This is a genomic window from Variovorax sp. 10N412, assembly GCF_056394985.1.
Genome location: NZ_JBFTIO010000006.1, coordinates 361,909 through 373,752 on the forward strand (window position 1 = coordinate 361,909; position 11,844 = coordinate 373,752).

At 70.5% G+C, this 11,844-nt stretch carries 13 protein-coding genes; 2 read left to right on the top strand and 11 right to left on the bottom strand.

Annotated features, from left to right (window positions below; all coding sequences use genetic code 11):
• Positions 1-62: 62 nt before the first annotated feature.
• Both AC1DJH_RS17460 and AC1DJH_RS17465 read right to left on the bottom strand, forming a co-directional pair.
• Positions 63-1,211 carry a type VI secretion system protein gene (locus AC1DJH_RS17460; RefSeq protein WP_478186532.1) on the bottom strand — a complete coding sequence of 383 codons (1,149 nt, stop codon included), beginning with the start codon at positions 1,209-1,211 and terminating at the stop codon, positions 63-65.
• A gap of 1 nt (position 1,212) precedes the next feature.
• A complete protein-coding gene (locus AC1DJH_RS17465) occupies positions 1,213-2,535 on the bottom strand; it encodes a DotU family type IV/VI secretion system protein (protein ID WP_478186533.1) in 1,323 nt (440 codons plus the stop codon).
• A gap of 242 nt (positions 2,536-2,777) precedes the next feature.
• Between AC1DJH_RS17465 and AC1DJH_RS17470 the strand changes: the two genes are divergently transcribed.
• A complete protein-coding gene (locus AC1DJH_RS17470; protein ID WP_435488221.1) occupies positions 2,778-3,464 on the top strand; it encodes a response regulator in 687 nt (228 codons plus the stop codon).
• On the opposite strand, the gene AC1DJH_RS17475 is transcribed toward AC1DJH_RS17470, so the two are convergent.
• The 7 genes from AC1DJH_RS17475 to AC1DJH_RS17505 are packed head-to-tail and all read right to left on the bottom strand — an operon-like array spanning position 3,461 to position 9,287.
• Positions 3,461-4,801, bottom strand: coding sequence for an MSMEG_0569 family flavin-dependent oxidoreductase (locus tag AC1DJH_RS17475; protein ID WP_478186534.1), 1,341 nt, complete (start codon positions 4,799-4,801; stop codon positions 3,461-3,463). The two genes, AC1DJH_RS17470 and AC1DJH_RS17475, sit on opposite strands and share 4 nt — an antisense overlap.
• Positions 4,802-4,832: 31 nt before the next feature.
• Positions 4,833-5,126 (bottom strand): MSMEG_0570 family nitrogen starvation response protein, encoded by a 294-nt coding sequence (locus tag AC1DJH_RS17480; protein ID WP_478186535.1) that lies wholly within the window; start codon positions 5,124-5,126, stop codon positions 4,833-4,835.
• Positions 5,117-6,130 carry a sll0787 family AIR synthase-like protein gene (locus AC1DJH_RS17485; protein ID WP_472120460.1) on the bottom strand — a complete coding sequence of 338 codons (1,014 nt, stop codon included), beginning with the start codon at positions 6,128-6,130 and terminating at the stop codon, positions 5,117-5,119. The genes AC1DJH_RS17480 and AC1DJH_RS17485 overlap by 10 nt, the downstream gene beginning before the upstream one ends.
• Positions 6,127-6,687: an MSMEG_0567/Sll0786 family nitrogen starvation N-acetyltransferase gene (locus AC1DJH_RS17490; RefSeq protein WP_472120461.1), complete on the bottom strand. Its 561-nt coding sequence runs from the start codon at positions 6,685-6,687 to the stop codon at positions 6,127-6,129. Before AC1DJH_RS17490 ends, AC1DJH_RS17485 begins: the two co-directional genes overlap by 4 nt.
• A gap of 2 nt (positions 6,688-6,689) precedes the next feature.
• Positions 6,690-7,772, bottom strand: coding sequence for an MSMEG_0568 family radical SAM protein (locus AC1DJH_RS17495; protein ID WP_478186556.1), 1,083 nt, complete (start codon positions 7,770-7,772; stop codon positions 6,690-6,692).
• On the bottom strand, positions 7,735-8,790 hold the full coding sequence (locus AC1DJH_RS17500; RefSeq protein WP_478186536.1) for a Nit6803 family nitrilase: 1,056 nt from the start codon (positions 8,788-8,790) through the stop codon (positions 7,735-7,737). The genes AC1DJH_RS17495 and AC1DJH_RS17500 overlap by 38 nt, the downstream gene beginning before the upstream one ends.
• A 14-nt stretch (positions 8,791-8,804) precedes the next feature.
• Complete coding sequence (locus AC1DJH_RS17505) at positions 8,805-9,287, bottom strand: MSMEG_0572/Sll0783 family nitrogen starvation response protein (RefSeq protein ID WP_108142592.1); 483 nt, start codon at positions 9,285-9,287, stop codon at positions 8,805-8,807.
• 375 nt (positions 9,288-9,662) lie between these two features.
• Here AC1DJH_RS17505 and AC1DJH_RS17510 point away from each other — a divergent pair, with 375 nt between their 5' ends.
• Complete coding sequence (locus AC1DJH_RS17510; RefSeq protein ID WP_478186537.1) at positions 9,663-11,054, top strand: aminotransferase-like domain-containing protein; 1,392 nt, start codon at positions 9,663-9,665, stop codon at positions 11,052-11,054.
• Between the two features lie 37 nt (positions 11,055-11,091).
• Here the strand turns inward: AC1DJH_RS17510 and AC1DJH_RS17515 are convergent, their stop codons facing one another.
• Both AC1DJH_RS17515 and AC1DJH_RS17520 read right to left on the bottom strand, forming a co-directional pair.
• The gene (locus tag AC1DJH_RS17515) at positions 11,092-11,259 is read right to left on the bottom strand and encodes a hypothetical protein (protein ID WP_478186538.1); all 168 of its coding nucleotides are present in this window, start codon (positions 11,257-11,259) and stop codon (positions 11,092-11,094) included.
• A 13-nt stretch (positions 11,260-11,272) separates the two neighbouring features.
• A complete protein-coding gene (locus tag AC1DJH_RS17520) occupies positions 11,273-11,818 on the bottom strand; it encodes an Rrf2 family transcriptional regulator (protein WP_435488229.1) in 546 nt (181 codons plus the stop codon).
• Positions 11,819-11,844 lie beyond the last annotated feature (26 nt).

The following is an 11,844-nucleotide window of genomic DNA, read 5'->3' on the forward strand; positions in this document are numbered from 1 at the left end:
ACACCTGCGGTCCGGCGAAGCCGGTTCCGCGGTGTTTCTTGAAGGGCCCGGGCGCATGCCTTTCATGACGGCGCTGTGGACGACGCACGCCCCGGCCGCACCAGCGGCTGGTCGGCGGGCAGGAAGTGCTCGAACAGGTCGTGCACGAACGCACCGCCGGTGGCCTGCGACGCGCAGGCCGTGAGGTAGAGCCCGCGCCAGCGCGGCGCGCGCGAGCCCTTGCCGTGGGGCTCTAACAGCACCTGCGCGAACTGGCGCAAGCCGGGCTGCAGCGCGCGCACCGCCTCCACGAATTCATGCACTGCCAACCGGTCCGCGGCACCTGGCTGCTCGCGCAGCAGCGCTGCGCGCAGCGCATGCAGCCGCTCCGACAGCGGACCGAACACGGCGTCGAAGCGTTCGCCCGCCGGCGTCTCTAGCGACGCGGAGGGTTCGGTCAACCGGTGGCCCAGCGCCTGCGACAGCACCTCGGGCGGCAGCGCGGCGCGCACCGCCGCATAGCCCGTGAGCTGCTCCAGCCCGGTCACGACGAGGTAGGCGGGCAGCTGCAGGCGCAAGGTGTCGCCGGTCTCGTCGAGCAGGCGGCGCATGCGCGCGGCCAGCGACTTCAGCTCGGCTGCGTCGGCGTGCAGCAGCTCGCTGGCCGCCACGCACGCCACCAGGCCGTTGAGCGGCAGCCGGTCGCGCCGCTCGGCCAGCGCGAGCAGCGACTGCAGCCACAGGCCGCGCAGCGGCGGCGTGCCGGCCGTGTCGCCGACGACGCAGGGGTGCACTTCGACGGCCACGGTGGCGCCGGTCAGCCACCAGTGCCACCACCTGCCGTCGAAGGGCGAGGCATCGGAGGCGGGGTCCGGCGGCGGCACGCGCTCGCCGTGCGCCGTGGCGAGCAGGCCGGGCAGGTTGGCGGCGGCGTCGCCGAAGCACAGGAACCACGGCACCGGCACGGCGGCCTTCGCCAGCGGGTGTCGGGTGGCCCGCCCCGATGCCCGCTGTGCCTGCAGGGCCTGCGCCATGACCTCGCGCATCGCGTCGACCGTGCGCTCGTCCGCACCGCACGCCGGCTCGCCGAGCGCGGCGATGCGCCTGAGCAGCGCTCGGCGCCGCGCGCCGCGGCCCGCATCGCGCACCACCGCATACAGCAGGCCGAAGCCGAGCAGGCACAGCGACAGCAGCAGCCAGAAGCGGTGGGCGGGCGACAGCAGGGCGGTCATGTCAGCGCGACACGGTGTCGAGGAACACGAAGTCGGCGATCAGCCGCTCGCTGTTCTTGCTGGCCGCGAGGGCCTCGCGCAGGCGCAGCAGGTAGGCCGAGGCCAGCTCGAAGGGCGGCCGGTCGGCGGCCTCGGCAAAGGGCACCGGCGACGACAGCACCGTGATCAGCACGCTGCCGAAGGGCGGGCTGACCAGCCAGCTCGACGGAATGTCCCGGCCCATCTCCAGCGTTTCGCCGCTGCGCAGCGGCACCGGCGTGTGCCCGGCGTTGAGGTGCATCACCGAGCCGTCGGCGGTGTAGTAGTCGACCCAGATGTAGCTGTCGTGGCGCGGCGCGGTCACCCGCACGCGCACGCTGTCGCCTTCGCGCAGCTTGCCCTCGCGCGCGGACGGCGCGTCCACGTCGAGCCCGTAGGCCTTCTCGCGGTTGCGCGTCTGGTAGGGCTTGAGGATGGCGAACACCTCGCAGTGCGGCCACACGCGCAGGCCGACGTCGAACTGCGGCGCCTGCACGCCCGGCATGCCGCCCACCTCGCGCTCGACGCGCGGCAGGTCGCCGGGCAGGGAGACGAAGCCGCTCACGCGGGTGCGGCCCTGCGTGTCCACGGCGGCGCTGAGGTCGGCGCACGCAAAGGTCTGCAGCTGCTGCTCGATGCGCTGGCCCAGGCCGGTGGCGACGGCCGGCGGGCCGGTGGACCAGAGCCACAGCAGGTAGAGCAGGGGCAGCATCAACGCCAGCGAGGCGCCGCTGCGCAACAGGGTGCGGTCGCGCCGGCGCGTGTCGTTGGGCCCGCGCGGGTCGGGCACGCCGTAGGGCTGCGGGGTGATGCGCTCCTGCGCCAGGCTGCCGGTCGCCGCGGGATGCAGCGCCAGTTGGCTGCCGTGCAGGTCTTTCAGCTTGCCGAGCTCGCCGCGGTCGCCGTCCTCGAAGTAGTACTGGCCCTTGAAGCCGAGCGCCAGCGCGTGCCAGTAGACCTCGCGCACCGCATCGTCGTCGGCGCCCAGGGCCGAGAGGTGATGGAAGAACTCGCTGTGCGCGTTGTTCGAGTTGAAGAGCTGCACCTGCAGGGCCGGCGTGCCGTTGGCGCCTGGGTGGCGCGCCAGGACTTCGTCGATCCAGGCCACCATGGCGAAGGCCGCCAGCTCGACCTGCGCGGCGGGCGTGCCCTGGGCGTCGGCGGCACCGCGCGCCGCTTCCAGCAGGCGGCGTGCCTCCTGCTGCGCCGCACCGTGCGCCAGCATCGGCATGCCGGCCGCCACCGATGCGTCCAGCGCCAGGCCGAACGAAACGAGGGCGGAAAAACAGTCGTACAGGCGTGCCATGGGCGCTGCCCGCTCAGGCGTGCGTGGCGAAGGATGCCTTGTACCGGCGTCTGCTGCGATGGCACATGCCCATGTCCCCGGTTCCTTCGAGTAGGCGTTCATTCTTTCAACGGGCCCGCCGCGGGCGCCATACCGCTTGGGGCCTATGCCGTTGGTACGGCCGGAGCCCTTGTGGTGCGGGGCATTCGCCGGTATCTTCTGCCGCTGCAAGTGCGCTGCACGCTGGGACACGGGGAACTGCCATGAAAATCCTGATCGCCGACGACCACAGGCTCGTCCTCGAGGCGGTCAAAGCCAAGTTGTCGGAGCTGGAGCCCGGCATCGAATTCGTTCTGGCGATGAGCGTCGACGAATTGCTTGCCGGCGCCACCGACGACCTCGACCTGGCCCTGATCGACCTGAACATGCCCGGCGCCGACGGGCAGGCCCACATCGACGCCATCCGCCGCCGCCATCCGGCCGTGCCGGTCATCGTGCTGTCGGGCTACGAAGACCCGGCCATCATGCGCAGCGCGCTGGAGCGCGGCGTGCTCGGCTTCATTCCCAAGGCCTACTCGCCCGAGGTGATGCTTTCGGCCGTGCGGCTGGTGCTGGCCGGCGGGGTGTACGTGCCGCCGATGATGCTCACGGCGCTGCCGCCGGGCATCGTGGCCGGCGTGTCGCCGCAGGTGGGCGCCGAACCGCCGGCGCGCAACGGCGGCGGCTTCCAGACGCTGGAGCACCTGCGCAATGTGCTCACCGAGCGCCAGGTCGAGGTGCTGCAGCTGCTGTCGCAGGGCAAGCCCAACAAGCTGATCGGGCGCAGCCTGGGCATCAGCGAAGGCACCGTGAAGATCCACCTGGCCGCGATTTTCCGCGCGCTCAATGTGCGCAACCGCACGGAGGCGGTGGTGGCGGCGCAGGCGCTGACCGAGGCGCAGCAGGCCTAGGCTGCGCGCAGTTCGGCGACCGGTGCGGAGGCGGCACCGTGGGTGGCGTTCGCGCGCATTCCCTCTTTTCTTTGCGCAATGGCCTGCGCCAGGAACTCCGCGTCCCGCGCCACGCCCGAGAAGCGGCCTGACCCCCAGGTGTGCAGCCACGGCAGCCCCAGGAAGTACAGGCCGGCTTCGTTCGTCACGCCGCGCACATGCACCGGCGCGCCGCGGCCGTTGAACACCGGCGCATCCACCCAGGCGAAGTCGGGCGAGAAGCCGATGCACCACACCACGCTGGTGATGCCCGCCGCGGCGAGGTCGAGCCGCGTGCGCTCTTCCTGCGGTTCCCAAACCGGCGTGTAGACCGACGGCGGCGGTGCCTCGATGCCCTGGGCGGCGATGTACCGGTCGATGGAGGCGTTGATGCGGTTGTAGGTGTCGTCGGCCGCATCGAGGTTGTCGCGCAGGTTGGGCTGCAGCGCGAAGCTGCCGTCGTCGAAGCCTTCGAGCAGCCCGTAGAGCTCCATGCCTTCGCGCGCGAAGCGCCGCAGGTCGATGTCGCGCCCGCCGTCGCGCCCGGTCACGTAGTGGTTGGTGTTGTCGCGCACGCCCTCGCGCAGCGGGTGCTCGGTGACGGGCATGTCGTAGTACTTCATGTCGGCCAGCCAGTCGACCACTTCGCGGCCGCGGTAGAAGCGCGCGCAGCGCGGGGCACGGCCGGTGGCCAGGTGCACCTTGCGTCCGGCCAAGTGCAGGTCTTCGGCAATCTGCGCACCCGACTGGCCGCAGCCCACCACCAGCACGGCGCCTTCGGGCAACTGCGCCGCGTTGCGGTACTGCGCCGAATGGAACTGCGCCACGTGCGCCGGCAGCTTCTCGGCCAGGCGCGGCACGATGGGGCGGTGGTAGCCGCCCGAGGCCACCACCACCTGGTCGGCGGTGTAGGTGCCGGCGTCGGTCTGCACGCTGAAGCGCTCGCGCTCGCCGGCGCCGGGAACGCGCGAAACCCGCTCGACCGTCACGCCCTCGATGGCCGGCGCCTTCACATGTTCGACGAAGCCGGCGAGCCATTCGTTGATCTGGTCCTTCACCATGAAGCCGTGCGGATCGCTGCCCAGGTAGCCCCAGCCCGGCAACTGGCACTGCCAGTTGGGCGTGACCAGGCAGAACGAATCCCAGCGCTGCGTGCGCCAGGTGTGGACCAGGCTGCGCTTCTCGATCACCAGGTGGTCGATGCCGCGCTGCTGCAGGCCGTGGCTCAGCGACAGGCCGGCCTGGCCGCCGCCGACGATGACGACGCTGTAGTGGCTGCGCCCGCCGTAGGGAAAGGAGGGGGGGGTGGGATGGGACATGGGGTGCTTCTTTCTCTGGAGGGGAGGGACGTCAGTCGAAGGCGACGACGGTGACTTCGGCGTCGGCCCCGTCGGCGGACGGGGCGAAGCGCGCGGCGATGTGCTCGATTTCGGCGAGCTGGTCCATCGCCTGCGAACAGGCGAAGCCGTACCTGGCGCGCACCCGCTCCGAGCCGATGCCCAGCGCCTCGCGCGTGCGCGCCAGAAAGTCGCCCAGGGCGTAGCGCTGGCCGGGTGTCAGGTACTCCCGCACCACCAGCGAAGGCGAATAGCAGCGGGTCTCGCTGGCGTCGGGCCAGCGCACGTGGAAGTGCATCACGGGCATGGCAGGGTCTCGGTCATGGCGGGCGGCTGGATGAAGGCGTCGCGGCCGAAGTCCCAGAGCAGCGCTTCGTCACCGGCCTGGCGCAGCCGCACCTGCCGGGTGGCGTCGACCTCGCCGATCACGCCGCAGGCGATGTCGCGCGCGGCAAAGCGCGCCAGCACCGTGGCCACCTGCGCGGGTGCCACGCTCAGCACGAAGCCGTAGCTCGGGAACGACGAGAGCCAGCGCATCAGCGGCACGCCGTCGGGCCGGGGCAGCGCGTCGAGGTCGATGCGCGCGCCCACGCCGGAGCATTCGAGCAGCATCAGGGCCGTGCCCACGGCGCCGGCCATGCTGATGTCCTTGGCCGCGCCGCACAGCCCGTCTTCGGCCAGCAGGGGCAGCAGCTCCAGGTCGGCGCGCAGCCGTGCGGCCGGCGCCCGGGTGGAGGCGTTCCAGTAGGGAAAGGGCTCCTCGTACGCGCCGCGCAGGTCGGCCGCCATCACCAGCAGGTGGCCGGGCTTCGCGTCGAAGCTGGTGAGCAGCTTGCGTGCGTGGCCGAGGATGGCGACGGCCAGCTGCGGTCGCTCGCTGCGGTTGTTGCTGTGCCCGCCCACCACGGGCACGCCGTAGCGCACGGCAGCCTCGGCCAGCCCGCGCAGCACGTCGTCCGCAGGGTTCATTCCGGTGCTCCACAGCGCGTCGACCACCGCCGTCGGACGCCCGCCCATCGCGTAGATGTCGCTCACGTTGACCATCACGCCGCAGTAGCCGGCGAACCAGGGCATGCGCACGATGAAGTCTTCGACCAGGCCCTCGATGGCGAACAGCAGGTAGCCGCCGTGGCCGTCGGGAATGGCCGCGCAGTCGTCGCCGATGGGCACGGCCTGGGCGAGCGCGGCATGGCCGCCGGGCAGCGAGCGGCCGAGCGCGGCCACCACGTCGCTGATGTCACGCTTGTGGGCGAAGCCGCGCGTGGCGCGCAGGGCTTCGGCGATGGCGTGGACGTTCGCGGGCTCGGTCATGCCGCCACCTTCGCGCGCGTGACGAAGCCGCTCACGGGGTCGTGGCAGGGCGGGTACCAGCCGAGGTCGGCCTGCATGCGCGCATGCGCACGGCCATGCACCTGGGTCTCTGCCAGCAGTTGCCAGCCGAGCTTCCTGAACAGCGGCACGTTCTGCAGCTGCACCTGGGCAAGAAAGGTCTCGCAGCCCAGGGCGTGGGCGCGGGACACGGCCAGCCGGATCAGCGTGGCGCCCAGGTGCCCCTGGCTGCGGAACGCGGGGTGCACGGCCAGCCGCGAACCCCACCATTCGCCCGCTGCCTCGCCGCGGTGGATGCGCACCGTGCCCACCACCTGCTCGGGCATGCCGCCGTTGCACGACATGGCCACCAGCAGCCGCGCATGGTCGTCGGTGGCGTCGCGGTCGTCGCGCGCGAAGATGCCCTGCTCGATGCAGAACACCGCGCGGCGCAGCGCCATGGCCTCGTCGCGCTCCCACTGCTGCGCGGCTTCGCGCACCAGGTACTCGACGGGCGCATAGTGGTCCGCCATTTCGAAGAGGTCGTCGATGCACAGCATGGTCAGCTTTCGCCTTCTTTTTCGTAGATCGACAGCGACGAGCAGGCGCCGCACTTGCCGCAGCCGGCCTTGATGTCGCCCGAGCGCAGGCCCGCGGCCACCACGCGCTCGCCCAGCGGCGCGAGCAGCGACCTCATGAACTCGGGCGTGGGCGCGGGGTGGTCTTCGAGCGGCGTGCCGCTGATCGGCACGAAGGGCACCACGAACGGGTACACGCCGCGCGCGAGCAGCTGGTCGCAGATGTCGAGGATGGCCTCGCGCGTGTCGCCCAGCCCGGCCAGGATGTAGGTGCTGACCTGCCCGCGGCCGAACACGCCCACCGCCGCCTCGAAGGCACTCATGTAGCGCGACACCGGCACGCTGGCCTTGCCCGGCATGAGGCGTTCGCGCACCTCGGGCGTGACCACTTCGAGGTGCATGCCCAGCGTGTCGATGCCAGCGGCCTTCATGCGGTGGAACCACTGGTCGTCGTCGGGCGGCTCGCACTGGCCCTGGATCGGAATGTCGACCGCCGCCTTGATGGCGAAGGCGCTCTCGCAGAGGATGGCCGCGCCCCGGTCGGTGGCGTTGGGCGTGCCGGTGGTCATCACCATGTGCTTCACGCCGTCGAGCAGCACAGCGGCGCGCGCCACCTCGGCGAGCTGTTCCGGCGTCTTGCGCGCGATGGTGCGGCCGGCCGCAAGCGACTGGCCGATCGCGCAGAACTTGCAGCTCTTCCTGCGGCTCTCGTAGCGGATGCAGGTCTGCAGCACGGTGGTGGCCAGCACGTCGCTGCCGTGCAGCGTGGCGATGTGCGAGTAGGGCACGCCGTCGAAGGTCTGCATGGCGTAGAAGCGCGGCTGCTTCGGAAAGCTGATGCTGGCAATGGGGATGCTGCCGCGCATCACGCGGCTCATGCCTTGCGCGTCGGGCGCCTCGGCGGTGAAGGGCGAGTGCCAGGCGGTGGAGGTGTGCACCGGCACCATGATCGTGTGGCCGTCGACCGTCACGGCCTTGTGGTCCGAAGGCCCGGCGCCGCCGCGGCGGCTTGCAACGCCTGCTGACGGGTCAACCAGCCGCAACCCGAAGGACTGGAGCTCGGTCATCAGTTGCCGGCTGTCCTGGGGTGTCGTCGTTGCGGTCGTGGTGGTCATGGTCTGGGCTCCGTTGAACTGAGGGTTGCGTGGCGTGCATCGGCACGGTGGTCTGCGCCGGCCGGTCGTTGATGGCGAGCGACAGCAGTTCGGGCCGCGCGTAGTGGCCGACCGAATCCATCATTCGCTTGCGCTTGGCGATCAGCGCCATGTCGAGGTCGGCCACCACCATGCCTTCGCCCTCGGTGAGCGGCGCGGCGAGGTGCTTGCCCTCGGGCGAGACGATGGCCGTGTGGCAGCCGCCGCGCAGCGCCTTCTGCAGGTTGGGGTCGGGCGTGACGCTGCGGATCTGCTCGTCGGTGAGCCAGCCGGTGGCGTTGATGACGAAGCAGCCGGACTCGAGCGCGTGGTGGCGGATGGTCACTTCCATCTGCTCCGCGAAGATCGGTCCGACCAGCGAGCCGGGGAACTGCGCGCAATGGATCTCTTCGTGCTGCGCCATCAGCGCGTAGCGCGCGAGCGGGTTGTAGTGCTCCCAGCAGGCGAGCGCGCCGACGCGGCCGACGGCGGTGTCCACCACCTTCAGGCCCGCGCCGTCGCCCATGCCCCAGACCATGCGCTCGTGGTACGTGGGCGTGATCTTGCGACGCTTGAGCGCGAGCGTGCCGTCGGCGTCGAACACCAGCTGCGTGTTGTAGAGGCTGCCGTGGTCGCGCTCGTTCACGCCGAGCACCGCCACCATGTTTCGCGCGCGCGCCCGCTCGGCCACGGCCTGCGTGACGGGGCCGGGCACCACCACCGCGCGCTCCACCAGCTGCAGGTGCGGCGCACCCTGCAGCACCGGCGGGAGCACGAAGCTGAAGTACGGGTAGTAGGGCACGAAGGTCTCGGGGAACACCGCGATCTGCGCGCCCTTGGCCGCGGCCTCGTCGATGGCGCTGCACACCCGCTCGAGCGTGCCGTCGGGGCGCTCGAAGTCGGGCGCGATCTGGATCGCGGCGGCGCGCACGATGCGGGGGGTGGAAGCCATCTCCTTGTCCTGCCTTACAAGGTCCAGGTGTCGAGGATCACCGCGCCGGCCTTCTTGTGCAGCAGCACGATGTCCAGCACGTCGAGCGGGTTGATGGGCTTGATGCCCTCGATCAGCGCGCCTTCGCCGTGGCCGTACAAAGCCTGCAGCGCGAAGCGGCAGGCGTAGACCTTGCCGCCTTCTTCCATGAACTTGACGATCTGCTTGTTGAAGTTCTGGTGGCCCGGAAAGGCCTCGTCGCCCAGCGTGGGGAAGCCGCGCTGCACGCCCAGCGTCACGCCGGGGCCGTACAGCAGCACCGAGGTGTCGTAGCCCTTGCGCTTCAGGCGCGTGGCCTGCAGCAGGTTGACGAAGCCGATGGAGCCTTCGAAGGCCACGGTGTGGAAGGTGACGAGCGCCTTCTCGCCGGGCTCGGCCTTGACGTCTTCGAACACCTTCTCTTCGTAGTCGACAAGGAACTCGCCTTTTTCGTTGCGGGGGCGGGTGACTTTGGGCATGGGGTACTCCGGGTTGGGTGAGGGGTACGCAGGTCTTGCGTGCCTTTCTCATCGCAGGCGATGTGCCAGCGCCCGGAGGCGGCCGTGCGATCAAGTCGCGATCAATGAGCGGCGGTGCGGGCCGCGTGGCGACAAAATTTTTTGCGGCGCCCGAAATTGCCCGGCCTGTGTGGGAAGAGGCAGACCGTTTCGCACCGGGACGACGCATGTCCCGTGCGATCAATGCACCCGATCAATGGGGTTGATCGCACCGCATCGAAGCATTCTTCCGGCGCCTTCGCCCTCTGGCGGCCATGAATCCCGGCGCGATTCCTGCGTGTTGATGGGCGGCCAGATGCAATCAATGAATGCAATCAACTTGCCGGACCCTCCCCGATGCCTACCATCACCGCCCACTGGCGCAGGCAGTTGCGCACCACCGCCAAGCCGGCCTACCTGCTGCTGGCCGACCTGATCGCCGACGACATCAAGACCGGCCGCCTGGGCGTGCGCGACCGCCTGCCCACGCTGCGCGAACTCGCAAGCGACCTGGAACTGAACTACACGACGGTGGCGCGCGGCTACGCCGAGGCGCGCAAGCGCGGGTTGATCGACTCGCGCGCGGGCACCGGCACCTTCATCCGCTCGGGCAGCCCCAGCCTGCGGCTGCGCGGCGGCAGCGGCGCCGAGATGACGATGAACATGCCGCCCGAGCCCGACGACGCGCACCTGATGGCGCGGCTGCACGACAGCGCCAGCAAGGCCTTCGCGCAGCTCGATCTGCACGACCTGCTGCGCTACCAGGACTTCGGCGGCACCGCGCACGACCGCGAGGTGGCGATGCAGTGGCTGCGGCCCTTCGTGCCGCATGCGAGCGTGGACCGCATCCTGGTGTGCCCCGGCATCCATGCGGTGCTGACCGCGCTGTTCTCGCAGCTGGCGCGCCCGGGCGAGCTGATCTGCGTGGAGTCGCTCACCTACCCGGGCGTGAAGGCCATCGCGGCGCAGCTGGGTGTGCAGCTGCATGCGCTGCAGATGGACGACGACGGACCCATTGCCGACGCCTTCGAGCACGCCTGCAAGACGCTCAAGCCCAAGGCGCTGTACTGCAACCCCACGCTGCTGAACCCGACCGCGGCCACCGTGTCGCGCGCGCGGCGCGAGGCGCTGGCCGACGTGGCGCTGCGCTACGCGGTGCCGATCATCGAGGACGACGCCTACGGCATGCTGCCGCGCCAGACGCCCGCGTCACTGGCCACGCTGGCGCCGGGGCTCACCTACTACGTGAGCGGGTTTTCCAAGTGCTTCGGCGCCGGGCTGCGCAGCGCGTATGTGTGCTCGCCGACGGTGGTGCAGTCGCAGCGGCTGGCCGGCGCCATGCGCGCGACCACCGTGATGGCCTCGCCGATCACCAATGCATTGACCACGCTGTGGGTGGAAGACGGCAGCACCGAAGAGATGCTGCAGGCGGTGCGCGCCGAGTCGGCGGCGCGGCAGCTGCTGGCCATGCGCTACCTGGGCGACAGCGGGTTGCAGGCGCACCCCGAGGGCTTTCATGCCTGGCTGCCGCTCACGCCCGGTTGGAGCCCGGTGGAGTTCGCGTCGTACCTGCGCACGCAGAACGTGGGGGTGGTGGCGAGTGCGGCCTTTTCCACCGACGGCGACCCGCCCGATGCGGTGCGCATCTGCCTGGGCGGGCCGATGTCGCGCGAACAGTGCGACCAGGCGCTGCGCCTGATTGCGGACACGCTGGCGCATCCGCTGCACCCGCACGCGACGCTGCGCTGAGACTGCGCGGGGCAGCCTGCGTCTGTGCTTCAGCCCGTCACTCGGCCACGGCCGCGACGGCTGCGACAGCGCCCGCAATGCCCGAGAAGCCGGCGGCACCCGCCAGCAGCCGGGCGTCGCGGGTGTTCGCGCCGGCCCGTTCGCGCCATGCCAGGTAGAGCAGGAGCGCGGAGAAGCCGAAGATGCAAAGAGAGATTTCGTTCATGGCGCTTTCTTCTTCAGCGCTTGGCGAACACGCCGTTCCATGCGAACACCGAGTTCGGCGCGTTCACATGCCGCAGGCTGGGCTCGGTGCGCACAGGCGACGCTTTCTTGCGCGTCGGTTCGTCGTCGACGCGCAGACCCTTGGCGAGCTGGTCGTCGACCAGGCTCTGCAGCGTGACGGAGCCGAGGAACTCCATCACGTGGTGCTTGGCGGAGGCCCAGAGGGCTTCGGTGGAGTAGCAGCCGACTTCGGCCGCGTCCTGCTTGCTGTCACGCGGGGGTGTGTCGGCGTCCGCCGGAACCTGGCCATCGACCGACGCCAGGATGTCGGCCACGGTGATCTCCGAAGCCCTGCGCGTCAGCGTGTAGCCGCCGCCGGGCCCGCGTGTCGCCTTGATGAGGGCATGCTGGCGCAGCTTGCTGAACAGCAGTTCGAGCGAGGAACGGGCGATGTGCTGTCGCTGGCTGATCGATGCCAATGGCACGGGGCCGTCCCTCTCGCGCAGCGCGACATCGATCATGGCTGTCAGGGCGAAGCCGCCCTTGGTCGTCAGACGCATGGAGTATTCCTCGTGGATGGGCCTTG